This is a genomic window from Salmonella sp. 2020_1459 (assembly GCF_043847915.1).
Taxonomy (GTDB): Bacteria; Pseudomonadota; Gammaproteobacteria; order Enterobacterales; family Enterobacteriaceae; genus Salmonella; species Salmonella enterica.
In genome coordinates this window covers 370589-394743 of sequence record NZ_JBCMFA010000003.1, presented here as the reverse complement: position 1 = coordinate 394743, position 24155 = coordinate 370589, and the positions used below count along the sequence as shown (strand labels likewise).

Genomic DNA, 24155 nt, shown 5'->3' with positions numbered 1-24155 from the left:
GTTCGCTATGTCTGACGACATGTCTATGGGTTCGCCTTCGTCAGCAGGCGAACAGGGTGTACTACGCTCCATGCAGGAGGTTGCAATGAGCTCCCAGGAAGCCAGCAAGATGCTGCGCACTTACAATATTGCCTGGTGGGGCAATAACTACTACGACGTCAACGAGCTGGGCCATATTAGCGTATGCCCCGATCCCGACGTACCGGAAGCGCGTGTCGATCTTGCCAAACTGGTGAAAGCGCGCGAAGCGCAAGGTCAGCGTCTGCCGGCGCTGTTCTGCTTCCCGCAGATCCTGCAACACCGTTTGCGTTCAATTAACGCGGCGTTTAAGCGTGCGCGTGAATCTTACGGTTATAACGGCGACTACTTCCTCGTTTATCCGATTAAGGTCAATCAGCATCGCCGCGTGATCGAGTCCCTTATCCATTCCGGTGAACCGTTGGGGCTGGAAGCGGGGTCAAAAGCGGAATTGATGGCGGTGCTGGCGCATGCCGGCATGACCCGTAGCGTGATCGTCTGTAATGGTTATAAAGACCGTGAATACATTCGGCTGGCGCTGATTGGCGAGAAGATGGGCCATAAGGTTTATCTGGTCATCGAAAAGATGTCTGAAATCGCGATTGTGCTGGAAGAGGCCGAGCGCCTGAATGTGGTTCCTCGCCTGGGCGTGCGTGCGCGTCTGGCCTCTCAGGGGTCCGGTAAGTGGCAATCCTCTGGCGGCGAAAAATCAAAATTCGGCCTGGCGGCAACCCAGGTGCTGCAACTGGTGGAGACCCTGCGTGACGCCGGGCGCCTGGACAGTTTGCAACTGTTGCACTTCCACCTGGGATCGCAGATGGCGAACATTCGCGATATCGCGACCGGCGTGCGCGAGTCCGCGCGTTTCTATGTTGAGCTGCATAAGCTGGGCGTGAATATCCAGTGCTTCGACGTGGGCGGCGGTCTGGGCGTGGATTATGAAGGTACCCGCTCGCAGTCCGACTGTTCGGTGAACTATGGCCTGAACGAATATGCCAATAACATCATCTGGGCGATTGGCGATGCCTGCGAAGAGCATGGTTTACCGCATCCGACGGTGATTACCGAGTCTGGCCGCGCCGTCACTGCGCACCATACGGTACTGGTCTCTAACATTATCGGCGTGGAGCGTAACGAATACACGGATCCGACTGCCCCTGCTGAAGATGCGCCGCGCGCGCTGCAAAATCTGTGGGAAACCTGGCAGGAGATGCATAAACCTGGCACCCGCCGCTCGCTGCGTGAGTGGCTGCATGATAGCCAAATGGATCTGCACGATATTCATATCGGCTACTCTTCCGGCGCGTTTAGTTTGCAGGAGCGCGCCTGGGCGGAGCAACTTTATCTCAGCATGTGCCATGAAGTGCAGAAGCAACTGGACCCGCAAAACCGTGCGCATCGCCCGATTATCGACGAACTGCAAGAGCGGATGGCGGACAAAATGTACGTCAACTTCTCGCTGTTCCAGTCGATGCCGGACGCGTGGGGAATCGATCAGCTCTTTCCGGTGCTGCCGCTGGAAGGGTTAGATCAGGTACCGGAACGTCGTGCCGTGCTGCTGGATATAACCTGTGATTCCGATGGCGCTATTGACCACTATATCGATGGCGACGGTATCGCCACGACGATGCCGATGCCGGAATACGATCCAGAGAATCCACCGATGCTCGGCTTCTTTATGGTCGGCGCCTATCAGGAGATCCTCGGTAACATGCACAACCTGTTTGGCGATACTGAAGCGGTTGACGTGTTTGTCTTCCCGGATGGTAGCGTCGAGGTTGAACTGTCGGACGAAGGCGATACCGTTGCGGATATGCTGCAATATGTGCAACTGGATCCAAAAACGCTGTTAACGCATTTCCGCGACCAGGTAAAACAGACGGATCTGGACGATGCGTTGCAGCAGCAGTTCCTTGAGGAATTTGAAGCGGGACTGTACGGTTATACTTATCTTGAAGATGAGTAATTAAGAGTATTCCGCTTGTGGGTCGATTTAATTATTTAAATCGACCCTTTTATATTTTATAAATTCTTAATTATCAGCGGTGCCGCTTCTCTATGTAATTTTATGGGCCTACAATCCCCCTAATAATTAAAAAGGGGGTTAGGTATGAGCAAATTTAAATTTAATGCCGTCATTGTTGGCTTGTTTTTGCTGTTAGGCGGTTGTTCCAGCGGAATGCAATCTAATAATGGCTCTTCATCCGACGTCGGCACCGCCTGGGGCGGCGACGTGCATTCATCGGTACAAAGCGTTTCGGTAGAACGTGCCGATCGAGAACCTGCCGAAATGGTGATAATAAATTACTCCACTCAATATCCGTCAGGTTACGATAAAGTTTATAGTATACGTATCAGCGATCTTGAATATGCTGTGCGCGACGCGAATTTTAATTCGATTCCAATTACTCGTCGCTACAACGCATCAATGGGACAATGGCAATATAGTATTCCTGCAAGATCAGGGATGAACTATCAGTTATATATCCGTAATTACAGTCATGATACCAATTACGAAATCGTCGCAACGGTTGATGGCCTGGACGTGTTGAACGGAAAAGCAGGCTCGCTGAATCATCATGGCTATATTGTTAACGCCGGCGATTCACTGGCGATTAAAGGGTTTCGCAAAGATAAACACACTGAGGCGGCATTCCAGTTCGCCGACGTAGCTGACGCTTATGCGGCCCACTCCGCTCAGGGCGATGTACGCAACATCGGCGTCATTGGCTTTGCCGCTTTTGCATTGCAGGGTAAAGCAACAAATACGCAACCGCCTTGTTCCTCGCAGGCTTTCCCGGCGGACAATAACGGGTATGCGCCGCCGCCCTGCCGCAAATAAACCCGGCATCAAACGTCAAATATGCGTTATGGGAATCAGCGCCTTTCCTGCCGAGTCTGGTGGGGAAGGACTGTGTGACGCGCATAGCCGTAGGTTGCGGGAAAGAAACGACCACTCTCTGGCAGGGAAATTGTTTACCATAAACATTAGGATTTGTTTACACTACCCTCAAGTGGAGCAATTGCTGTCTACATAGGTATGTGCATGGAACAAATTTTAACCAAGCGGCGCTATTTTGATATAGGGCTGCAAATAGAAGAACTACTCTATTCAGGGGTATTTAAAGCTGGCGAGCGACTTCCGGCGGAGAGAGAACTCAGCGAGCGTTTTCAAACCAGCCGCACGACGATTCGTGAGGCGATTATTATGCTTGAGCTGAAGGGAGTGGTAGAGGTTAAGCAAGGCGCAGGCACTTACTTTATTGATAGTCTGGAGAAAATCAATCAAAAAGCGCTCTTGCCTTACTCAGACATTGGCCCCTTTGAATTGCTACAGGCCCGGCAGGTCATCGAAAGCAACATCACCGGTTTTGCCGCTACGCAGATAAGATTTAATGAACTTAAGCAGCTTAAACGTATTATTGAGCAGCAGGAAAAGCAGATTGGCGGCGACAGCGACAAATTTGAAGAACTGGATCGCCAGTTCCACAATATCATCGCGGAATCCACGCAAAATCGTGTATTAATGAAACAATCTGCCGAGCTGTGGCGGGCTGTCAGGACCGAAAATCCGCGCTGGAAGCAGTTAAACTATAAGTATTTACATAAGAAAGAGTTAAGAATGAAATGGGTGGAAGATCACCGTAGTATCTTCCTTGCATTGCAAAAACGCGATGCTGAGCAGGCCAGACAGGCTTCGTGGACCCATCTTGAAAACAGTAAAAATGAGCTGGTAAAAATCTTCCAACAGGATGATTCGCTGGAAGATTTTGATGATTTTTTCTTCGCCACCTGACGGCTATTTTCAGGCGGATGACATTTTTGTCAGCGATTAACCGGGCCTGCCGCCAAAAACAAACCCGGAGAGAGGGAATCAGGCTTCGTAAACGCTCAGCTTATCCCAGTCAAACTCTACGCCAATGCCGTAGGTGTCCGGTGCCACGGCGCGATAATTGTCGACCACCAGCGGATGTTTGGTATATTGATCGATCGGGAAACTGTGAACCTCCAGTCAGCCAGTCTCGAATGCGGAAACCAGTCTGACGTGTAATTCCTGCATACCGAGCGAGCATACCAAACGACCGCCATTCGTCGACAGACGCGCCGCCTTCAACCAGCCATTTTCCACAGCGGCAGTTTTTCACGTTTGCCTTTCAAATCCCAAAGGGCGATATCCACCGCAGACATCGCAAACGATGCGATGCCTCCGCGACCCACATAGTGAATATGCTATTCCATAAAGTCATAGATATCGTCAATCGCAGCGCCTCTTTCCCTGACAGTACCGGGGCAAGATCGTGGTCGATCATCGCTTTAATTGCATACCCACCCTTTCCGCCGGTATAGGAATATCCGGTGCCAGTTGAACCGTCTTCCAGCGTAATCGTCGTGGTTACCAGTTCGAAATGGCTATTATGCCATGTTTCGCGTCAACTAAGACCTCGGCCTGAGGGGCTTTGAAAGCTTTGTTTCAACGTACCTAATCTGCGTCTTCATCAATTTTTTCCTGTGTTCAATCAATGGATTAATTTGCCAATTACGTCTAAAGGCGGCTTACTCCTCATCGCTTTAGCAGCGACCCGGATGATCAAAACCGTAACTGATGTTCTTAGGTTAACGTTGATGCTGATAATAAATTGAGTTCATTAATTCACTAGACAAATTATCAGGTTTGGTTTGCTGTATTTCGGGTGATTATTGAACCAATCATGCGTGACATATACGCTTGTAGCGGGGTGTTATTCAATAAGATATTGTTTTTCATGGTGTTTAATGATTGCTGGTTGTATGGGTGGTATGCCAATTCGTGGCCGATTTTTCTAATCAAAATCACGCTTTTGTGAATCGTAAAATTTATCCTGAGAAGTGCTTTTGTAACTATTTGATAAATAAATTATTTTTGTTCATTGGCTATTAGTCAGCATACCAGGGTAAAGAATCTGGTGCCATGAGTGTGATCATATTCACGGATTTTGGTATGGTGTTTAAGCAGAATTGGTAAACAAAGCAGGAGTGGGAAAAATTCATGGACACCATAGCTCGCCAGTTAGACGCCGCAAGGCACCAATTCAAAACGACTTATTCACGTCAGGGAATGGAAGCCAACATCGTACATATTGGATTTGGCGCCTTTCACCGTGGTCATCAGGCTGTTTATAACGATCTCACGAATGAGATAACCGGCAACCGCTGGGGGATTTTTGAACTGAATCTGTTCGGCGATGCGGAGCTGGTGGATGCGCTAAATGCGCAACAGGGGCTGTTTTCAGTGGTGGAAACGTCAGCCAGCGCCATCAATAGTCGCCTGGTTCGTACCGTCACCGGCGCGTTGCATACGCCGAAGTCAGGTATTCAGGCGGCGATCGAGAAGCTAACTGAGCCGCAGGTAAAAATTGTTTCGTTGACGATAACGGAAAAAGGTTACTGCACCGATCCGCGGTCCAGAACGCTCGATCTCAGCCATCCGCTCATCAAACACGATCTTGCCGATCCTGAACATCCCCGGTCAGCACTCGGACTGATCGTCGAAGCGCTACGGATACGCCGCCAGCAAGGGCTTCCCCCGTTTAGTGTACTGTCGTGCGATAACATTCCGGAAAACGGTCATTTGACCAAAACGGCGATCGTTACGTTTGCCGATAATCTTGATCCGCAACTGGCGGCCTGGATAGCGAAGCATGTCACCTTTCCTGGCACCATGGTCGATCGCATCGTGCCGGCAATGACGCCAGAGCAATTTGACATGATTAAAGACCAGATCGGTTTTGCCGATCCCTGCGGCATCGTATGCGAGGATTTCCGTCAGTGGGTTATCGAAGATAATTTCGTTGCCGGTCGTCCTGACTGGGATAAAGCAGGGGCGATGTTCGTCTCGGACGTGCTTCCCTATGAAGAAATGAAACTTCGTATGCTGAATGGCAGCCATTCGTTTCTCGCCTATAACGGCAGCCTGGCCGGATATGAGTTTATCTATCAGTGCATGGAAGACGACGCTTTTAAAACCGCCGTACATCATTTAATGACGGAAGAGCAGGCAAAATCGCTGCGCCCGAATTTGGCGGTAGATGTACATCAATATGCGCAGTTGCTCATTGAGCGATTCAGCAACCCGAATATTAAACATAAGACCGGACAGATTGCGATGGACGGTTCTCAGAAGCTGCCTCAGCGGGCCGTCGATCCTTATCTGACGCTCCAGGCGCGCGGCGTTAAGGGCAGGGCGTTGGCGACGCTGATTGCGGGCTGGCTCCATTACGTCATTAATACGCTCTCTCAGGGGCAGAGCGTGGCCGACCCGCTCAATGATACCTTCAATGCGGCTATTAAAAATAAAAACACGCGATGGGAACAAGCGCTGTCTTTGCTGCAGATAAATAGCATCTTTGGAACGCTGGTCAGCGACAACGCAGACTTTTTAAACAACATTCAGCAGGCCTTTAACCATATTGAATTACATGGCGTCACGGCCACCATTCACCGTTTATCTTCAAAGGGTTAAGTATGAAAACGCTTATCTGTAATAATCCGGGAAATATCGAATACATTGAAAGGGATATTCCTCATTTAAAAGACGATGAAGTACTGTTAAAAATTAAAGCGGTTGGTATTTGCGGCACCGATATCCATGCGTTTGCCGGTCGCCAGCCCTTTTTTGCCTATCCGCGCGTGCTGGGTCATGAAATTTGCGGCGTGGCAGAAATGTTGGGTAAATCGTGCAGCACGGCGAAGGTCGGCCAACGCTATAGCGTTATTCCCTGTATTCCTTGCGGCGCTTGCGCAGCCTGCCGGGAAGGAAAAACCAACTGCTGTGAGAACGTCTCGCTGTATGGCGTTCACCAGGACGGCGGCTTTAGCGAATATCTGGCCGTTCGTGAACAAAATCTGGTTGAACTGTCGGATAACCTCACCGACAGCGCGGGCGCGCTGGTTGAGTGTTTCGCCATCAGCGCCCATGCAGTACGCCGCGCTGACGTGAAGCCGCAGCAAAACATTGTGGTGGTCGGCGCCGGGCCGATTGGGCTGGCCGCCGCCGCGATAGCAAAAGCCAAAGGCGCTCGCGTCGCGGTAGCTGATATTGACGCCGAACGCCGTCGTCTGGTCGCCGAAAAGGTAGGCGTTGCAACGCTCGATCCGTCGTCAGACGACTATATTGATGCGCTGAAAGCCTGTTTCTCCGGTGAATTAGCCGGCACTGTGCTTGATGCCACCGGCAATAAATCCTCCATGAGCCGCGCTGTCGATCTGATTCGTCACGGCGGAAAAATCGTCTTCATCGGGCTGTATATCGGCGAGCTCGTCATTGACGATCCGACCTTCCATAAAAAAGAGACCACGCTATTGAGCAGCCGTAACGCGACGCGGGAAGACTTCGAATGTGTCATTGAGCTAATGGCTCAGGGCGCTATTAGCGAAACAATGATGAAAAACCAGGAATTCGATTTCTATACGTTCGGCAACCAGTACCAGAAGAACGTGGTAGAAAACAAAAAATTGGTTAAAGGCGTTATCAAATTTTAATAGCGGGATAGTTATGTCAACAATATTAGTCAAAGAAAATGAATTGAAAGCGCTGGCGTTTAATAAACTCACCCAGGCGGGTCTTGACGCGCAAACGGCGCAGCAGGTAGCCGACGTTTTGGTTCATGCCGATATTACCGGCGTTCACTCCCACGGCGTTATTCGCGTAGAGCACTATTGTACCCGCCTGAACGCAGGCGGGCTCAATCCAAAAGCAACATTCAGCATCGAACAGATTTCGCCTTCTGTCGCTATTCTGGACTCTGATGATGGAATGGGGCACTGCGCGCTGATAAAGGCGACAGACCACGCTATTAGTCTGGCAAGAGAGACGGGGCTGGGCTTCGTCAGCGTCAAAAATACGTCCCACTGTGGCGCGCTCTCGTGGTTTATTGAGCAGGCGACAAGCCAGGGAATGGTGGCTATCGCCATGACGCAAACGGATACCTGCGTTGCGCCGTATGGCGGCGCGGAGCGCTTTCTGGGGACTAACCCAATCGCCTTCGGCTTCCCCGTTAAAGACAGCCATCCGATGATCGTCGATATGGCGACCAGCGCCATTGCGTTTGGTAAAATTCTGCACGCCAAAGAAACCGGGAAACCAATAGGTCATGGCCTGGCGCTGGATAAAGAGGGACATATCACTACCGATCCGCATAAAATTGAAAATCTGCTGCCCTTTGGCGGACACAAAGGTTCTGGTATTGCCCTGGCGATTGATGCGCTCACGGGCGTCCTGATGGGGGCAAACTTTAGCAACCATATTGTTCGGATGTATGGCGACTATGACAAGATGCGCAAGTTAGCGAGTCTGGTTATCGTTATTGATCCGCAGATGTTGGGCAATCCGCTGTTTTCCTCAATAATGAGCACAATGGTCAATGAGCTAAGGGCTGTAAAACCGATGCCCGGTGTTGATAAAGTGCTGGCGCCAAACGATCCGCAAATCGCCTATAAAGAAAAATGTTTAAAAGAAGGTATTCCTGTGGCTGAAGGTATTTACCAGTACCTGATTGGCTGATAATTATAATCACGACCATTATTTAGGATAACTATAGTATGCTATATGGAAATATAGAGCAGCTTACTTTATTACCTTACGTTAACCACATTATTAAAAAACTTATCATCGAAGCGGTGAAGATAGCTGAAGATCAGCCTGCTGGTAGATATGAACTTTCTTTCCCGGAGTCATTTCTTATGATAAGCGAAGGAGAAACACACTCTTCGTTAAACCGCAAAGCTGAACTTCATAAAAAATATATCGATGTTCAGATTTTACTAAGCGGTTATGAGGAGATTGGCTATTCCAACAAAATTGATACCAGGATAAAGGAGCTTGAGCATCTTCCTGATGACATCATCTTTCCTGAATGTGTCGCTAATGAGCAGTTCGTTACATTAAATCCTGGCGATTTCGCGCTTTTTTATCCCAACCAGGTCCACCGTCCACTTTGTACGCGTGGTAAACCTGCGCCGGTTAAAAAAGCGATTGTGAAAATTCCGGCCACGGCATTTAGCGAGTCAAGCTAGTCTTGTCAGGCGAAGGAATAAAGAAAGCGCTAAATGCAATTCAGGAAGAGACCTTCAAGTCATCCTGAATTACAGCCAGAATGAATAAGGTGGCACTTTTCTGACTTCAGAGCCTTTTCGCGTTGGGGCTAATCGCGGAAAGGCTTTTTACGTTCTGTAAAAAGAGGCTACGGGGTCTCCCCGGTAAATAAGTGAAAATGATACAAATCGATTTTGATGTTATTTTTGTTCAATCTGAATAATATGGTCTTTTACACGGAAAGTGATTGGCGAGGTGTTATGAATCATATTTTTAAATTCGCATTTATTTTTATTATCAATATTATATTTTTAATAAATGCTTCAGCAACAACGATGGACAAAGATAAATTTGTGGAAGCGAATGGTATCAAAATTCATTACGTTGAAGAGGGCGAGGGGCCTCCGCTGCTGTTGATTCACGGTGGTGGTCTGACGGCGAAAAGTTGGCAGGGATTAGCGAAAGAGGCATCTCGATATTTTCGCGTCATCATGCCGGACAGTCGTGGACATGGATTGACGAATAACCCGCAAGGAACGTTTAGCTATGATCTGATGGCGGAAGATATGGCGGCTTTTGTTAAAGCGCTGAAGCTGGAAAAACCGCTGGTGATGGGTTACAGCGATGGCGGCATGGTCGTTCTGAAGTTAGCCAGCCGATACCCGGATCTAGCGCGCGCTGCTATCGTCGGCGGCGCAACGCATCGCTTTGCTACGACCCATTACATGCAGGGGATGGAAATTTTTTATGGTAAAGGAATGCCTCAGGGGCAATTGACGGATCGCGATCTGGATAAAATGGCTTCGGATGCGCCCGGGATGGTTAAATTTTATCAGAACATGCATCATCCAGAGCAAAAAGACTACTGGCGCACGTTCCTCAAAGGTGTCTGGCCAATGTGGACAACGCCCACATCGCTGGCGGAAGAAGAGGTGAAAAAAATCCACATTCCTGTGCTATTACTGGACGGCGACCGGGATGAATTTTTCACCGTTGAAGAAGTTACCGAGCTGTACCGGCTGCTGCCTCAGGCGGAGATGACCCTCATTCCCGGTAGCGGTCACGCCATTTTCCAGACGCCGGGGAAAACACCGCTGTTTTACGCATTAGTGCTTGAGTTTTTACAGCGGCAAATCCCTAAGACCTCTTAACTGGCCGCGATGGACGTATGAGCCTACTGATTTGCGCTGGATATATATTTTTTTCGGGCGTTGTCTACTGTACCTGGCTAAACTGACTTCAATAATGCGGTCTGTCAGAGTAAACTTTGAGCCGTAAACAAATTCAAACCCTTCCTCGTCGGGCCTAACGACGCGGGAGGGTTTTTTTATATTGACTAAGAAGAGGTTTTTGCCATGAGCACCTTAGGTCATCAGTACGATAACTCACTGGTTTCTAATGCGTTTGGTTTTTTACGTCTGCCAATGAACTTCCAGCCGTATGACAGCGATGCCGACTGGGTGATCACTGGCGTACCGTTTGATATGGCAACGTCCGGTCGCGCTGGCGGTCGTCATGGCCCGGCGGCGATCCGTCAGGTGTCGACCAACCTCGCCTGGGAACATCACCGTTTCCCGTGGAATTTTGACATGCGCGAGCGCCTGAACGTCGTGGACTGCGGCGATTTGGTGTATGCGTTTGGCGATGCCCGTGAGATGAGTGAAAAATTACAGGCGCACGCTGAAAAACTGCTGTCTGCAGGCAAGCGTATGCTCTCTTTCGGCGGCGACCACTTCGTCACGCTGCCGCTGCTGCGCGCCCACGCGAAACATTTTGGCAAAATGGCGCTGGTACATTTTGATGCGCATACCGATACCTACGCTAACGGCTGCGAATTCGATCACGGCACGATGTTTTACACCGCGCCGAAAGAAGGCCTGATCGATCCGCATCATTCGGTACAGATCGGTATTCGCACTGAGTTTGACAAAGACAATGGCTTTACCGTGCTGGATGCCTGCCAGGTCAACGATCGCGGCGTGGATGATATCCTCGCTCAGGTGAAACAGATCGTTGGCGATATGCCGGTCTATCTGACCTTTGATATCGACTGTCTGGACCCGGCGTTTGCGCCTGGCACCGGTACGCCGGTGATCGGCGGTTTGACCTCCGATCGCGCCATTAAACTGGTACGCGGTCTGAAAGATCTGAACATTGTCGGTATGGATGTAGTGGAAGTCGCGCCGGCTTACGATCAGTCGGAGATCACCGCTCTGGCGGCCGCGACGCTGGCATTAGAAATGCTCTATATCCAGGCGGCGAAGAAAGGCGAGTAAGTTGTTTTGCCGGATGGCGCTGCGCTTATCCGGCCTACAGCTGATTGATGCTTGTAGGCCGGATAAGGCGTTCACGCCGCCATCCGGCACTGTTCGGGGATTATTTGATCCCGTCTGCGCTCATACGATCGCGCACATGCTGTGCGCGTGCGGCGGACGCCGGGTGATCGTCGAACATTGAGCTTTGACGACCCGCTTCCAGTTTTGCCAGTTTCTCAAAGCTGGTGGCGAGTCCTGCCGGACTGATACCGCGTTTGCGCAACAGATCGTAAGAATAATCATCCGCTTCGGACTCCTGACGCTGGGAGAACTGCGAGTTCACCAGTTTTTCGCCAAGATCGCCAAGCTGTGATTGCGACAGGCTGCCGACTACGCCTCCTGCCGATGCCGCCGCAACACGAACGGCGTTAGTGCCCAGCGCGACCTGCATCCCTTTCTTTACATGACCCAGCGCGACATGGCCCATTTCATGGCCGATCACGGCTTCAACTTCGTTGTCGGTCATCATATCCATCAGTCCGCTGTAGACGCGAATACAACCGTTCGCCATGGCAAACGCGTTGACGTCTTTCGTCTCGTAAACCTTATAGTTCACCGGCTGGCCGTTAATGTTATCCCCCAGCGCGGCGGCAATTTTTGTCAGTCGTTTAGTGTATTCGCTGCTCGCCGGCGCGATTTTCGCTTTGCTGTCGAGCTCTTGACAGGATTGATCGCTCAACGCTTTTACCTGCGCATCGCTTAACGTATAGGCCTGAAAAGCTTCAGCGCCCGAAGAAAGCAGTCCATTAGAGTCCATATTCTGGCAACCGGTCAGCACCGTCGCCATGCCCAAAGCAAGCAGTAAAGCGCGAATTTTCATTTTTCTCTTCCATACGAATTAATATTATTTTGAAATGCGCCCGTTGCAGATGAATTAGCGCCTGGGTTAAGTATAAAGAAAAGCGTGGCAGGCAAGTTAGCTAATTGCGCAACATGCGAGCACGATCCGGAGATTTCTGAAGCGGTAAAAGGATGTTCCATGTACATGACGCGCGGCTTGGGGTAAATTGTTGGCAAATTTTCCGGCGTAGCCCAAAACGCGCTGTCGTCAAGTCGTTACGGGCATGGCCTTTCAACATCCGATCTGGAGTCAAAATGTCCTCACGTAAAGAGCTTGCCAATGCTATTCGTGCGCTGAGCATGGACGCAGTACAGAAAGCCAAATCCGGTCACCCGGGTGCCCCGATGGGTATGGCTGACATTGCCGAAGTCCTGTGGCGTGATTTCCTGAACCACAACCCGACCAACCCGTCCTGGGCCGACCGCGACCGCTTTGTGCTGTCCAATGGCCACGGCTCAATGCTGATTTACAGCCTGCTGCACCTCACCGGCTATGACCTGCCGATGTCCGAACTGCAGAATTTCCGTCAGCTACATTCAAAAACCCCGGGTCACCCGGAAGTGGGCTTCACCGCTGGCGTTGAAACCACTACTGGCCCGCTGGGGCAGGGTATTGCCAACGCCGTCGGGATGGCGATTGCCGAGAAAACTCTGGCGGCGCAGTTTAACCGTCCTGGCCACGACATCGTTGACCACTTCACCTACGTCTTTATGGGCGACGGCTGCATGATGGAAGGCATTTCTCACGAAGTGTGCTCTCTGGCTGGTACTCTGAAACTGGGCAAACTGATCGCGTTCTATGATGACAACGGTATCTCTATCGATGGTCACGTTGAAGGCTGGTTCACCGATGACACCGCGAAACGTTTTGAAGCCTACGGCTGGCACGTTATCCGTGGCATTGACGGTCACGATGCTGACGCCATTAAACGCGCCACGGAAGAAGCTCGCGCCGTGACTGACAAACCGTCTCTGCTGATGTGCAAAACCATCATCGGTTTCGGTTCGCCGAACAAACAGGGTACCCACGATTCCCACGGCGCGCCGCTGGGCGACGCGGAAATCGCGCTGACCCGCGAACAGTTGGGCTGGAAATACGCGCCGTTCGAAATCCCGTCTGAAATCTACGCCCAGTGGGATGCGAAAGAAGCCGGCCAGGCGAAAGAGTCTGCATGGAATGAGAAATTCGCGGCTTATGAGAAAGCCTTCCCGCAGGAAGCTGCTGAATTCACTCGTCGTATGAAAGGCGACATGCCGGCTGACTTCGATGCGAAAGCGAATGAATTCATCGCTAAACTGCAGGCTAACCCGGCGAAAATCGCCAGCCGCAAAGCGTCCCAGAATGCCATCGAAGCCTTCGGTCCGCTGTTGCCGGAATTCCTCGGCGGCTCCGCTGACCTGGCACCGTCTAACCTGACCCTGTGGTCCGGTTCTAAGGCTATCAACGAAGACGCGGCGGGTAACTATATTCACTACGGTGTGCGCGAATTCGGTATGACCGCTATCGCCAACGGTATCGCCCTGCACGGCGGTTTCCTGCCGTACACCTCCACCTTCCTGATGTTCGTCGAATATGCCCGTAACGCAGTGCGTATGGCAGCGTTGATGAAACAACGTCAGGTGATGGTGTACACCCACGACTCCATCGGTCTGGGCGAAGATGGCCCGACGCACCAGCCGGTCGAGCAGGTGGCAAGCCTGCGCGTAACGCCGAACATGTCCACATGGCGTCCGTGCGACCAGGTGGAATCCGCGGTGGCGTGGAAATATGGCGTAGAGCGTCAGGATGGCCCAACCGCGCTGATCCTCTCCCGTCAGAACCTGGCGCAGCAGGAACGTACTGAAGAGCAACTGGCGAATATCGCCCGCGGTGGTTACGTACTGAAAGATTGTGCGGGCCAGCCGCAGATTATCTTCATTGCGACCGGTTCTGAGGTTGAGCTGGCGGTTGCCGCCTACGAAAAACTGGCTGCCGAAGGCGTGAAGGCGCGTGTGGTTTCCATGCCGTCCACCGACGCGTTCGACAAGCAGGATGCGGCTTACCGTGAATCCGTGCTGCCGAAGGCGGTCTCTGCGCGTGTGGCGATTGAAGCGGGTATCGCTGACTACTGGTTCAAATACGTCGGCCTGAACGGCGCTATTGTCGGTATGACCACCTTCGGTGAGTCTGCTCCGGCAGAGCTGCTGTTTGAAGAGTTTGGCTTCACGGTGGACAACGTGATCGCCAAAGCGAAAGCGCTGCTGTAATCCTTAATACGGCATAAAACGGGTCGCTTCGGCGACCCGTTTTTTATTCTCCCTTTGACAACCTGCCGTTTTCCAGCCGTACCACCCGTGAAAAATGACGCCGGGTAAACGCAGCGTCATGGCTAATCGCCACGACGCTGGTTCCCCGTGCCCGGCATGTCGCCAGCCAGTGTTCAAATACGGTTAGCCAGTGGGCGTCAAAATCCCGGCTGGGTTCATCCAGCAATAACACAGGCGGCGCCATCGCCTCCAGACTGGCGACCGCCACCATCCGGCGCTGTGCGGCGTGCAGATCAAGCGGGTGCGCCTCGGCGACGTCCGTTAGCTGGCATAACCGCAGCGCGGCCTGCGTGCGCCGTGAAATTTCCTCTGCCGGTAAGCGTTGTAGTTTCAGCCCAAAAGCGACCTCTTGCGCGACATTGCTGTGGAAAATCTGGTTTTCCGCTTCCTGAAAGCGTACGCCGATAGCGGCGGCGCGTTGACGATTTTTAAGCTGCGCAATCGGCTCTCCATTAAGCGTTACCGAGCCGGAAGTGGGGGAAAGCAGGCCGGCCATAATCCGTAACAGTGTTGATTTTCCCGCGCCGTTATCGCCGGTCAACGCCAGCCATTCGCCGTCACGAAGTTCAAGCGAGATAGCGTGCAGACAGTCGGCTGCGGCATCCGGCCAGCGATAAGCGACCTGATTTAACGTCAACATAATGGGGTTAGCGCTCCGTCGCGCAATTGCCATACCCGCTGGCATCGCGTCAGAAAAGGAAAATGGTTACGCTCAAAAAGCACAATGAGAGAATGACGTTCCAGCGCCCACTGTTGTAGCCGTTCCAGCAGCATCCCGGTGGCCGCTGACGTCAGCCGACTGAAGGCTTCATCAAGAATTAACAGTCTGGGCTGCATGGCAAGCGCGCTGGCAATTACTACCCGCTGCGTTTCGCCGCCGGAGAGCGTGCCGGGATAGCGATGGCGTAACGACTGGCAGTTTGTCAGGGTCAGCGCCTCGTCAATGCGCCGTAGAATTTCCGCTTCATGGAGGCCGAGATTCTCCGGGCCAAACGCCACCTCTTCCTCTACGCTAAAGGTACAGCCGGAAAGCTGTAAATAAGGCGATTGCTGCACCAACTGGATGGTGGGCGACTGTTCTACCAGCGGGAGCTGCCCGATAGGGACGCCAAGCAGTAAGCCTGTGCCGTCAATATCACCGGGAAGATAATCCGGATACCAGCCAGCCATCAGTTGCGCCAGCGTACTTTTTCCGCTGCCGTTATCGCCGACTATCGCCACTATTCCGGGTGTTGAATAGTGGAAATCAAAACATGCCGGCGGGCGTGTCGCATCGGACGGAAGATAACGAAACTGCTCTAACGTAACCATATCCACACTCCCGCTTCCGCCAGTATTAGCAGTACCATGCCATACCGCGCAACCCGTTGTAACATGCTATCTTTCGGCGCCCACAGCGTGGTTCGGGCTCGATGCAGCCGAAACCCCCGCATATCCAACGCCGCGCCGCGTATTGTCAGATCGTTAAGCGCATTTTGCGTAAGCGGCACGATCAGCGCAGGCATTGCCCGTAGCCGCTGATACCAGCCTTCATCCAGCGGTACGCCACGCGCGCGCTGGGCTTCATGAACGATCGTCAGTTGTCGTTTGAGCTGTTCGACGACCAGCAGAGGGCCAGCGAACAGGTAAGCGATGCCGGGCGGCAGACGTGAAGCGAACAGGGCGCGAATAAACCGCTGAACCGGCACATACTGCATCCATAGCTGCGACGTCGACACGATCGCCAGCAGACGTAGCCATAGCGTAACGGCATATACCCAGCGCTGCGGATCGCGAGGCTGCCCGCTTATCCATTCCGTTAGCCAACCGCCATGTACCAGCCATAGCCCAAACCCTAAAGACAGCATCAGCCAGGCGACATACTTCGCCCGCCGCCGCGTTGATTTCAGCGCCAGCAGACAGAGGAAGGCCGCCGCGCTATAAACCGGGAGCACGGTCTGCGCAGGGAGTAGCAGCGTGGTGCAGGTCGCCAGCGCCCATAAGGTTAACGAGGTAAACGGATGCATTTAGCGTACAGCTGACATCGCAGGAAAATGCCGTGTCGTACGTAACGGTAGCTGACGCAACAGCACCCAAACGATGATCGCCGTCAGAATTTTATCGACCAGATTAGCGCCTATGACGGTAATCGCGACTGACTCCACCAGGTTTTGGCCCATTGAATGCATCCAGGCGACGAACAAATCAGCGCCGCTACCGGTAACGCCGCCAAAAAGCGCGGTACGAAGCGGTACGGCGACCAGCGTCACCGCCAACGTAATGACGACCCCGCTGACGATCACTTTGGGCAGGGTACGAAACCAGCCTGCGCGCGCCAGCCACCCGGCGACCAGACCGATAACCATCGCTACCGGGGCAAACGCGGCAGCGATAGGGTCGGTAAGCAGCCCCCACAGCAAATTGGTCAGAAGCCCAGTCAACATGCCGATGAACGGCCCTAACAGTACCGCGCTAATTAAGGTGCCGATCGAGTCGAGAAAAATAGGCAGCTTCAACATGCTAATAAGCTGTCCGCCAATCATATTGATGGCAATAGCGATGACAATCAGCACCAGAGACTGGCTGGAAAACGGGCGACGCGACATAAAGTACCTCTTAAAGAGTCGTCAATTAACGGGAAGAAATATGCAGTTCGTCATAACCGGAAATGGCGCACGGTTGACGGCTGAACGTCAGCGCTGGCAGCTCGCCGATAACCAGTTCCAGCGTGGTACGCACGGTACACCCTGGCATCATATGGCCGCCGAGCATGGCCCCGTAGGGATCCGATACCGCGAGATGCAGATGCTCGCCGGTCAATTCAAGCGTGCCGTTTAGCGAGATAACTTCAAACGTGCCGGTGAGCGATGTGGTCGCTTCTTGCCCGGCATAACGCAGCGCAACGTCGGTCAGACTGCCGGTACACCCTGCAATCCAGGCGGCATGTAATTGGTTCTGTTGCACAAAGGCGTGTAATTGGGAAAACACTTCCTGGCCGGGAAGCAGACGAAGCGCGTAAAAGCGCGCTGTAGAGGCATTGTGGTGAGATACAGTCATCGTTACAGGACTCCGAGACTCGGACGTGGCGCTGATAATATAGACGCTGGCGACAGCGCTTTCTGATATAAATCAGTATTTGTGACGCGACGATGAAAAGATCTGACGGATGTACTGGTGATTCTTAAATATGGAATAAATTGCAGCGTAAGCGGCCATGAAATGTGATGCAGGTCAGATAACTGTCTTCTTCGACTGGACAAACATTCCTTTTATTCCCCGTTTCGCTTATTCTAGCTGAAGCGTTTCAGTTAATTAAATGTTCGACAATTAACCAATCAGTCGCAGTTTGCGACAGGTGAGGTTTTACTCGACGATGAGCTGCATTACTCTGTCAGCCTCATCTGAATCGGGATAGCCTTGCAGGAGACCTATGACCGTACGCATAGCGATTAATGGCTTTGGTCGCATCGGGCGTAACGTGGTTCGTGCTTTGTATGAATCCGGACGTCGGGCGGAAATTACCGTGGTGGCCATCAACGAGCTGGCGGATGCCGCAGGCATGGCGCATTTGTTGAAATACGATACCAGCCACGGGCGTTTTGCATGGGAGGTTCGCCACGAGCGCGAGCAGCTTTTTGTCGGCGACGATGTCATTCGTATTCTGCATGAACGAACGCTGGCGGATCTGCCGTGGCGCGAACTGGGCGTGGATGTTGTGTTGGATTGTACGGGCGTATATGGCAACCGGGAGCATGGCGAGGCGCATATTGCCGCTGGCGCGAAGAAAGTGCTCTTTTCTCATCCGGGCAGCAACGATCTTGACGCCACCGTCGTTTTTGGCGTGAACCAGAACCAACTGCGTGCGGAACATCGTATTGTCTCAAACGCGTCCTGTACCACGAATTGCATAATTCCCGTCATTAAATTGTTGGATGATGCTTACGGCATCGAGTCTGGTACCGTCACGACGATCCACTCCGCGATGAACGATCAGCAGGTGATCGACGCGTATCACTCCGATCTGCGGCGCACGCGCGCGGCCAGCCAGTCGATTATCCCGGTAGATACAAAACTGGCGGCAGGCATTACGCGTATATTCCCGCAGTTTAACGACCGTTTTGAGGCGATTGCGGTGCGCGTTCCAACCATTAATGTGACGGCGATCGATTTAAGCGTAACGGTGAAAAAACCAGTAAAAGCCAGTGAAGTCAACCAGTTGCTGCAAAAAGCAGCACAAGGTGCATTTCATGGTATAGTTGACTATACGGAATCACCGTTGGTCTCGATAGATTTTAACCACGACCCGCACAGCGCCATTGTTGATGGCACGCAAACCCGGGTCAGTGGCGCCCACCTGATCAAGACGCTGGTCTGGTGCGATAATGAATGGGGCTTTGCTAACAGGATGCTCGACACCACGTTAGCGATGGCCGCAGTTGGTTTCAGGCTCGACGCGTCAGCGTCGACAAAACTTTAAGCATCATTGAGAGGATTCACCATGTCTGTAATTAAGATGACCGATCTGGATCTGGCCGGGAAACGCGTTTTTATCCGTGCGGATCTGAACGTACCTGTTAAAGAAGGGAAAGTGACCAGCGACGCGCGTATCCGCGCCTCTCTGCCGACCATCGAACTGGCTCTGAAACAGGGTGCGAAAGTGATGGTAACTTCCCACCTGGGTCGTCCTACCGAAGGCGAGTACAACGAAGAATTCTCTCTGCTGCCGGTTGTTAACTACCTGAAAGACAAACTGTCTAACCCGGTTCGCCTGGTCAAAGATTACCTGGACGGCGTTGACGTGGCCGAAGGTGAGCTGGTGGTTCTGGAAAACGTTCGCTTTAACAAAGGCGAAAAGAAAGACGACGAAGCGCTGTCTAAAAAATACGCCGCCCTGTGTGACGTATTCGTGATGGACGCCTTTGGTACCGCGCACCGCGCGCAGGCTTCTACCCACGGTATCGGCAAATTTGCTGATGTCGCGTGCGCAGGCCCGCTGCTGGCCGCTGAACTGGATGCTCTGGGTAAAGCGCTGAAAGAACCGGCTCGTCCGATGGTGGCTATCGTTGGTGGTTCTAAAGTATCTACCAAACTGACCGTTCTGGATTCCCTGTCTAAAATCGCTGACCAGCTGATTGTCGGCGGCGGTATCGCCAACACCTTCGTTGCCGCTCAGGGCCACAGCGTCGGTAAATCCCTGTACGAAGCTGACCTGGTTGACGAAGCAAAACGTCTGCTGACCACTTGCGATATCCCGGTTCCGACCGATGTTCGCGTTGCCACCGAGTTCTCCGAAACCGCACCGGCGACTCTGAAATCCGTTAACGACGTGAAAGAAGACGAGCAGATCCTGGATATCGGCGATGCTTCCGCTCAGCAGCTGGCTGAAATCCTCAAGAATGCCAAAACCATTCTGTGGAACGGCCCGGTTGGCGTGTTTGAGTTCCCGAACTTCCGTAAAGGGACTGAAATCGTGGCGAATGCCATCGCTGATAGCGAAGCGTTTTCCATCGCTGGCGGCGGCGACACCCTGGCGGCAATCGACCTGTTCGGCATTGCTGACAAAATCTCCTACATTTCTACTGGCGGCGGCGCATTCCTCGAATTCGTGGAAGGTAAAGTTCTGCCAGCCGTAGCGATGCTCGAAGAGCGCGCTAAGAAGTAATCGTTACGGGCAGGGATTCCTGCCCGTTGATTTATCGCCGATCTGACATTCAGGGCGGCCCGTGTTTTTTCCCAAAGCCCGACGATACAGGACAACGAAACATGTCTAAAATTTTTGATTTCGTAAAACCAGGCGTGATCACTGGTGATGACGTACAGAAAGTGTTCCAGGTAGCAAAAGAAAACAATTTTGCTCTGCCGGCAGTTAACTGCGTGGGCACTGATTCCATCAACGCTGTTCTGGAAACCGCTGCAAAAGTTAAAGCACCGGTCATCGTTCAGTTCTCCAACGGCGGCGCTTCCTTCATCGCGGGTAAAGGCGTGAAAACTGACGTACCTCAGGGCGCGGCAATCCTGGGCGCTATCTCTGGCGCGCATCACGTTCACCAGATGGCTGAACACTACGGCGTTCCGGTTATCCTGCACACTGACCACTGCGCGAAGAAACTGCTGCCGTGGATCGACGGTCTGCTGGACGCGGGTGAAAAACACTTCGCGGCTACCGGTAAACCGCTGTTCTCTTCTCACATGATTGACCTGTCTGAAGAGTCTCTGCACGAAAACATCGAAATCTGCTCCAAATACCTGGCGCGCATGTCCAAAATTGGCATGACTCTGGAAATCGAACTGGGTTGCACCGGTGGTGAAGAAGACGGCGTGGACAACAGCCACATGGACGCTTCTGCTCTGTACACCCAGCCGGAAGACGTTGATTACGCGTACACTGAACTGAGCAAAATCAGCCCGCGTTTCACCATTGCCGCTTCCTTCGGTAACGTACACGGCGTTTACAAGCCGGGTAACGTGGTTCTGACCCCGACTATTCTGCGTGATTCTCAGGACTATGTTTCTAAGAAACACAACCTGCCGCACAACAGCCTGAACTTCGTTTTCCACGGCGGTTCCGGTTCTACTGCTCAGGAAATCAAAGACTCCGTAAGCTACGGCGTAGTGAAAATGAACATCGATACCGATACCCAATGGGCAACCTGGGAAGGTGTTCTGAACTACTACAAAGAAAACGAAGCGTATCTGCAAGGTCAGCTGGGCAACCCGAAAGGCGAAGATCAGCCGAACAAGAAATACTATGACCCGCGCGTATGGCTGCGTGCTGGCCAGACTTCGATGATCGCTCGTCTGGAAAAAGCATTTAAAGAACTGAACGCGATTGACGTTCTGTAATATAGTCTGCTGATTGAAATGGCTTCCCTCGGGAAGCCATTTTTTTATCGTTATTTCCGGAGAGCGGCGTTAGTTAGCGCTTTCATCCGGCCAACTCACAGTGTACCTGCCTTTTTTGGTTTTGGGATGATGCCGAAAAATGGCATATTCCTCTGTTTTTGTTTACCTTTAAAAAGTTCTTTTCGTGAGAATGATCTCATTTGCTTGTTTTGCTATGACCAAGGAATATTGAATGGAAGATTTGAATGTTGTCGACAGCATAAATGGTGCGGGCACCTGGCTGGTACGCAACCAGGCGTTATTGCTCAGCTATGCTGTGAATATTGTTGCGGCTATCGCTATTATCATCATCGGCTTGATTGTAGCGCGCGTGATCTCCAATACGGTAAATCGTCTGATGCGTGCGCGTCATATTGATGCGACAGTAGCCGACTTTCTTTCTGCGCTGGTGCGCTATGGGGTTATCGCTTTTACGCTGATTGCGGCTCTGGGTCGCGTGGGGGTTCAAACCGCCTCGGTTATTGCCGTACTGGGCGCCGCTGGTTTAGCCGTTGGCCTGGCATTACAGGGATCGCTTTCTAACCTTGCGGCTGGGGTATTGCTGGTTATGTTCCGTCCGTTCCGCGCCGGTGAGTATGTCGATTTGGGCGGCGTTGCCGGTACGGTACTGAACGTGCAAATCTTTTCCACGACAATGCGCGCGGTAGACGGCAAAATTATTGTGATTCCGAATGGCAAAATTATCGCGGGAAATATCATCAACTATTCTCGTGAGCCGGTTCGCCGTAACGAATTCATTATTGGGGTGGCCTACGATTCGGATATCGATCAGGTGAAACAACTGCTAACGACGATTATCGAGTCCGACGATCGTATTTTAAAAGATCGCGAAATGACGGTGCGTTTGAATGAGCTGGGCGCCTCATCGATTAATTTTGTGGTGCGTGTCTGGAGTAAAAGCAGCGACCTGCAAAATGTCTACTGGGACGTGCTGGAACGTATTAAACGTGAATTTGACGCCGCTGGTATTAGCTTCCCGTACCCGCAGATGGACGTCAATTTTAAACGCGTGAAAGATAACGCCGCGGAGTAATTTTCCTCCCGTGCTGCCTGCCGGTGCTGCGCTTATCCGCCTCCAGTATTCTCTGGTTATTGAGCGGATAAGCGTAGCCGCCATCCGTTATTCAGTCTCTTTATTAGCTTTTCTTATTAGTGATTAAAATTATCAATTTCCGCTAATAATATTCCCGCGCTATAGTCTGCCTTTAAGAAAAACAGCTCAGGGTAGTTAACGTGATATCTTATTATTTTCAAGGGTTTGCCCTTGGCGCCGCCATGATCCTTCCGCTTGGCCCGCAAAATGCGTTTGTGATGAATCAGGGGATTCGTCGCCAGTACCACCTCATGATAGCGCTGCTTTGCGCGTTAAGTGATTTAGTCCTGATTAGCGCCGGTATTTTTGGCGGCAGCGCTTTGCTGATGCAGTCGCCGTGGCTGCTGGCGCTGGTCACATGGGGCGGGGTCGCGTTCTTGTTATGGTACGGTTTTGGCGCGCTGAAAACGGCAATGAGCAGTAATCTGGAGCTGGCCAGCGCCGAGGTTATGAAGCAGGGGCGCTGGAAAATTATTGCTACGATGCTGGCGGTAACGTGGCTGAATCCGCACGTTTATCTGGATACGTTTGTCGTGTTGGGCAGTCTCGGCGGACAACTGGCTATGGAGCCAAAGCGCTGGTTCGCCCTCGGCACGATTAGCGCGTCGTTCTTATGGTTTTTTGGGTTAGCGCTACTGGCGGCCTGGCTTGCGCCTCGACTGCGTACGGCGAAAGCTCAACGCATTATCAACATTCTGGTTGGGGTGGTGATGTGGCTTATCGCCTTCCAACTGGCGCGGGAAGGCGTCGCGCATATGCACGCGCTTTTCAACTAAGCGTTGTCTGATGGACAACAGGCCGATATCCGCTAAGCTTGCCTGCATGCGCCCTGTATATCAGGGCAATGACTGCAATATGGAGGAGAGACTGTGAAGTTCAAAGTGATGGCCCTGGCGGCATTAGTGGGTTTAAGTGCAATGTCGGCGCAGGCAAGCGAATTGCCGGAAGGCCCGCACATCGTGACTTCCGGTACGGCAAGCGTCGATGCTGTGCCTGATATCGCCACCTTAGCGATTGAAGTGAACGTCGCGGCGAAGGATGCGGCGACGGCGAAGAAGCAGGCCGATGAGCGCGTGGCGCAATATCTTTCCTTCCTTGAGCAAAATCAGATTGCGAAAAAAGACATTAGCGCGGCGAATCTGCGCACGCAGCCGGATTATGATTACCAAAACGGTAAAAGCATTCTGAAAGGGTATCGCGCGGTGCGAACCGTTGAGGTGACACTGCGTCAGTTAGATAAACTTAATTCTCTGCTGGACGGCGCGCTGAAGGCGGGTCTGAACGAGATTCGTTCGGTATCGCTGGGCGTGGCGCAACCGGACGCCTATAAAGACAAGGCCCGCAAAGCCGCCATTGATGACGCGATTCATCAGGCGCAAGCGCTGGCAGTCGGTTTTAACAGCAAATTGGGGCCGGTTTACAGCGTTCGCTACCATGTCTCTAATTATCAGCCGAGTCCTGTGGTGCGAATGATGAAAGCCGCAGATGCTGCGCCGGTATCTGCGCAGGAAACTTACGAGCAGCCGACCATTCAGTTCGACGATCAGGTCGATGTGGTATTCCAGCTTGAACCTGGAGCAGGGCAGACGTCGACAACGGCCGCCAGCACGCAGTAATCTCGCCCGGCTTG

The 24155-nt window shown here is 52.2% G+C and carries 23 protein-coding genes and 1 pseudogene; 17 read left to right on the top strand and 7 right to left on the bottom strand.

What is annotated here, in order from left to right:
- Window positions 1–7 precede the first annotated feature (7 nt).
- From speA to ACH0VJ_RS10335, 3 genes are all read left to right on the top strand, one after another.
- Window positions 8–1984, top strand: a complete 1977-nt coding sequence (speA, locus tag ACH0VJ_RS10345) for a biosynthetic arginine decarboxylase (RefSeq protein ID WP_001278580.1) — start codon at window positions 8–10, stop codon at window positions 1982–1984.
- 144 nt (window positions 1985–2128) lie between these two features.
- Window positions 2129–2860, top strand: a complete 732-nt coding sequence (locus ACH0VJ_RS10340) for a hypothetical protein (protein ID WP_000032794.1) — start codon at window positions 2129–2131, stop codon at window positions 2858–2860.
- 153 nt (window positions 2861–3013) lie between these two features.
- Window positions 3014–3814, top strand: a complete 801-nt coding sequence (locus ACH0VJ_RS10335; RefSeq protein ID WP_001576357.1) for a FadR/GntR family transcriptional regulator — start codon at window positions 3014–3016, stop codon at window positions 3812–3814.
- A 314-nt stretch (window positions 3815–4128) separates the two neighbouring features.
- On the opposite strand, the gene ACH0VJ_RS10330 is transcribed toward ACH0VJ_RS10335, so the two are convergent.
- Complete coding sequence (locus ACH0VJ_RS10330; RefSeq protein ID WP_023228383.1) at window positions 4129–4206, bottom strand: hypothetical protein; 78 nt, start codon at window positions 4204–4206, stop codon at window positions 4129–4131.
- A gap of 838 nt (window positions 4207–5044) precedes the next feature.
- On the opposite strand from ACH0VJ_RS10330, the gene ACH0VJ_RS10325 reads away from it, so the two are divergent.
- The 7 genes and pseudogenes from ACH0VJ_RS10325 to ACH0VJ_RS10295 all read left to right on the top strand — a co-directional run.
- The gene (locus ACH0VJ_RS10325) at window positions 5045–6517 is read left to right on the top strand and encodes a mannitol dehydrogenase family protein (RefSeq protein ID WP_000379534.1); all 1473 of its coding nucleotides are present in this window, start codon (window positions 5045–5047) and stop codon (window positions 6515–6517) included.
- 2 nt (window positions 6518–6519) lie between these two features.
- Window positions 6520–7536 (top strand): zinc-binding alcohol dehydrogenase family protein, encoded by a 1017-nt coding sequence (locus tag ACH0VJ_RS10320; RefSeq protein WP_000853913.1) that lies wholly within the window; start codon window positions 6520–6522, stop codon window positions 7534–7536.
- A 13-nt stretch (window positions 7537–7549) separates the two neighbouring features.
- On the top strand, window positions 7550–8557 hold the full coding sequence (locus ACH0VJ_RS10315; RefSeq protein WP_000104231.1) for an Ldh family oxidoreductase: 1008 nt from the start codon (window positions 7550–7552) through the stop codon (window positions 8555–8557).
- A 38-nt stretch (window positions 8558–8595) separates the two neighbouring features.
- The gene (locus ACH0VJ_RS10310) at window positions 8596–9069 is read left to right on the top strand and encodes a YhcH/YjgK/YiaL family protein (protein WP_000965538.1); all 474 of its coding nucleotides are present in this window, start codon (window positions 8596–8598) and stop codon (window positions 9067–9069) included.
- 213 nt (window positions 9070–9282) lie between these two features.
- Window positions 9283–10239 carry an alpha/beta fold hydrolase gene (locus ACH0VJ_RS10305; RefSeq protein ID WP_077907573.1) on the top strand — a complete coding sequence of 319 codons (957 nt, stop codon included), beginning with the start codon at window positions 9283–9285 and terminating at the stop codon, window positions 10237–10239.
- A gap of 204 nt (window positions 10240–10443) precedes the next feature.
- On the top strand, window positions 10444–11364 hold the full coding sequence (speB, locus tag ACH0VJ_RS10300; protein ID WP_000105550.1) for an agmatinase: 921 nt from the start codon (window positions 10444–10446) through the stop codon (window positions 11362–11364).
- A gap of 3 nt (window positions 11365–11367) precedes the next feature.
- A pseudogene (locus ACH0VJ_RS10295) lies at window positions 11368–11452 on the top strand (hypothetical protein); the annotation flags it as partial.
- A gap of 12 nt (window positions 11453–11464) precedes the next feature.
- Here ACH0VJ_RS10295 and ACH0VJ_RS10290 read toward each other — a convergent pair.
- The gene (locus ACH0VJ_RS10290; protein WP_000701834.1) at window positions 11465–12223 is read right to left on the bottom strand and encodes a M48 family metallopeptidase; all 759 of its coding nucleotides are present in this window, start codon (window positions 12221–12223) and stop codon (window positions 11465–11467) included.
- Window positions 12224–12498: 275 nt separating this feature from the next.
- On the opposite strand from ACH0VJ_RS10290, the gene tkt reads away from it, so the two are divergent.
- On the top strand, window positions 12499–14490 hold the full coding sequence (tkt, locus tag ACH0VJ_RS10285; protein ID WP_079833530.1) for a transketolase: 1992 nt from the start codon (window positions 12499–12501) through the stop codon (window positions 14488–14490).
- A 43-nt stretch (window positions 14491–14533) separates the two neighbouring features.
- Here tkt and ACH0VJ_RS10280 read toward each other — a convergent pair whose 3' ends face one another.
- The 5 genes from ACH0VJ_RS10280 to ACH0VJ_RS10260 are packed head-to-tail and all read right to left on the bottom strand — an operon-like array spanning window position 14534 to window position 17586.
- Window positions 14534–15190, bottom strand: a complete 657-nt coding sequence (locus tag ACH0VJ_RS10280) for an ABC transporter ATP-binding protein (RefSeq protein ID WP_000956928.1) — start codon at window positions 15188–15190, stop codon at window positions 14534–14536.
- Window positions 15184–15861, bottom strand: coding sequence for an ABC transporter ATP-binding protein (locus tag ACH0VJ_RS10275; RefSeq protein ID WP_001536355.1), 678 nt, complete (start codon window positions 15859–15861; stop codon window positions 15184–15186). Before ACH0VJ_RS10275 ends, ACH0VJ_RS10280 begins: the two co-directional genes overlap by 7 nt.
- Window positions 15849–16556, bottom strand: a complete 708-nt coding sequence (locus ACH0VJ_RS10270) for an energy-coupling factor transporter transmembrane component T (RefSeq protein ID WP_000553284.1) — start codon at window positions 16554–16556, stop codon at window positions 15849–15851. The genes ACH0VJ_RS10275 and ACH0VJ_RS10270 overlap by 13 nt, the downstream gene beginning before the upstream one ends.
- A complete protein-coding gene (locus tag ACH0VJ_RS10265; RefSeq protein ID WP_000091208.1) occupies window positions 16557–17135 on the bottom strand; it encodes an ECF transporter S component in 579 nt (192 codons plus the stop codon).
- Between the two features lie 25 nt (window positions 17136–17160).
- A complete protein-coding gene (locus tag ACH0VJ_RS10260; protein WP_000218564.1) occupies window positions 17161–17586 on the bottom strand; it encodes a PPC domain-containing DNA-binding protein in 426 nt (141 codons plus the stop codon).
- A gap of 373 nt (window positions 17587–17959) precedes the next feature.
- Between ACH0VJ_RS10260 and epd the strand changes: the two genes are divergently transcribed.
- From epd to ACH0VJ_RS10230, 6 genes are all read left to right on the top strand, one after another.
- Window positions 17960–19006, top strand: coding sequence for an erythrose-4-phosphate dehydrogenase (epd, locus tag ACH0VJ_RS10255; RefSeq protein ID WP_000218338.1), 1047 nt, complete (start codon window positions 17960–17962; stop codon window positions 19004–19006).
- 21 nt (window positions 19007–19027) lie between these two features.
- Entirely contained in the window at window positions 19028–20191 is a 1164-nt protein-coding gene (gene pgk, locus ACH0VJ_RS10250) for a phosphoglycerate kinase (RefSeq protein WP_000111274.1), read from the top strand.
- A 101-nt stretch (window positions 20192–20292) separates the two neighbouring features.
- On the top strand, window positions 20293–21372 hold the full coding sequence (gene fbaA / locus ACH0VJ_RS10245; RefSeq protein WP_000034386.1) for a class II fructose-bisphosphate aldolase: 1080 nt from the start codon (window positions 20293–20295) through the stop codon (window positions 21370–21372).
- Window positions 21373–21604: 232 nt separating this feature from the next.
- Window positions 21605–22465: a small-conductance mechanosensitive channel MscS gene (locus tag ACH0VJ_RS10240; protein WP_000389833.1), complete on the top strand. Its 861-nt coding sequence runs from the start codon at window positions 21605–21607 to the stop codon at window positions 22463–22465.
- 200 nt (window positions 22466–22665) lie between these two features.
- A complete protein-coding gene (argO, locus tag ACH0VJ_RS10235; RefSeq protein WP_000626863.1) occupies window positions 22666–23301 on the top strand; it encodes an arginine exporter ArgO in 636 nt (211 codons plus the stop codon).
- Window positions 23302–23394: 93 nt separating this feature from the next.
- Window positions 23395–24141: an oxidative stress defense protein gene (locus tag ACH0VJ_RS10230; protein ID WP_000669857.1), complete on the top strand. Its 747-nt coding sequence runs from the start codon at window positions 23395–23397 to the stop codon at window positions 24139–24141.
- The last annotated feature ends 14 nt before the right edge of the window (window positions 24142–24155 follow it).

What these genes read in the sequence shown, in the direction of transcription:
- speA (WP_001278580.1), top strand. Translation starts at nt 8, where the DNA reads ATGTCTGACGACATGTCTATGGGTTCGCCTTCGTCAGCAGGCGAACAG.
- ACH0VJ_RS10340 (WP_000032794.1), top strand. Translation starts at nt 2,129, where the DNA reads ATGAGCAAATTTAAATTTAATGCCGTCATTGTTGGCTTGTTTTTGCTG.
- ACH0VJ_RS10330 (WP_023228383.1), bottom strand. Translation starts at nt 4,206, where the DNA reads ATGTCTGCGGTGGATATCGCCCTTTGGGATTTGAAAGGCAAACGTGAA.
- ACH0VJ_RS10325 (WP_000379534.1), top strand. Translation starts at nt 5,045, where the DNA reads ATGGACACCATAGCTCGCCAGTTAGACGCCGCAAGGCACCAATTCAAA.
- ACH0VJ_RS10320 (WP_000853913.1), top strand. Translation starts at nt 6,520, where the DNA reads ATGAAAACGCTTATCTGTAATAATCCGGGAAATATCGAATACATTGAA.
- ACH0VJ_RS10315 (WP_000104231.1), top strand. Translation starts at nt 7,550, where the DNA reads ATGTCAACAATATTAGTCAAAGAAAATGAATTGAAAGCGCTGGCGTTT.
- ACH0VJ_RS10310 (WP_000965538.1), top strand. Translation starts at nt 8,596, where the DNA reads ATGCTATATGGAAATATAGAGCAGCTTACTTTATTACCTTACGTTAAC.
- speB (WP_000105550.1), top strand. Translation starts at nt 10,444, where the DNA reads ATGAGCACCTTAGGTCATCAGTACGATAACTCACTGGTTTCTAATGCG.
- ACH0VJ_RS10290 (WP_000701834.1), bottom strand. Translation starts at nt 12,223, where the DNA reads ATGAAAATTCGCGCTTTACTGCTTGCTTTGGGCATGGCGACGGTGCTG.
- tkt (WP_079833530.1), top strand. Translation starts at nt 12,499, where the DNA reads ATGTCCTCACGTAAAGAGCTTGCCAATGCTATTCGTGCGCTGAGCATG.
- ACH0VJ_RS10280 (WP_000956928.1), bottom strand. Translation starts at nt 15,190, where the DNA reads ATGTTGACGTTAAATCAGGTCGCTTATCGCTGGCCGGATGCCGCAGCC.
- ACH0VJ_RS10275 (WP_001536355.1), bottom strand. Translation starts at nt 15,861, where the DNA reads ATGGTTACGTTAGAGCAGTTTCGTTATCTTCCGTCCGATGCGACACGC.
- ACH0VJ_RS10270 (WP_000553284.1), bottom strand. Translation starts at nt 16,556, where the DNA reads ATGCATCCGTTTACCTCGTTAACCTTATGGGCGCTGGCGACCTGCACC.
- ACH0VJ_RS10265 (WP_000091208.1), bottom strand. Translation starts at nt 17,135, where the DNA reads ATGTCGCGTCGCCCGTTTTCCAGCCAGTCTCTGGTGCTGATTGTCATC.
- ACH0VJ_RS10260 (WP_000218564.1), bottom strand. Translation starts at nt 17,586, where the DNA reads ATGACTGTATCTCACCACAATGCCTCTACAGCGCGCTTTTACGCGCTT.
- epd (WP_000218338.1), top strand. Translation starts at nt 17,960, where the DNA reads ATGACCGTACGCATAGCGATTAATGGCTTTGGTCGCATCGGGCGTAAC.
- pgk (WP_000111274.1), top strand. Translation starts at nt 19,028, where the DNA reads ATGTCTGTAATTAAGATGACCGATCTGGATCTGGCCGGGAAACGCGTT.
- fbaA (WP_000034386.1), top strand. Translation starts at nt 20,293, where the DNA reads ATGTCTAAAATTTTTGATTTCGTAAAACCAGGCGTGATCACTGGTGAT.
- ACH0VJ_RS10240 (WP_000389833.1), top strand. Translation starts at nt 21,605, where the DNA reads ATGGAAGATTTGAATGTTGTCGACAGCATAAATGGTGCGGGCACCTGG.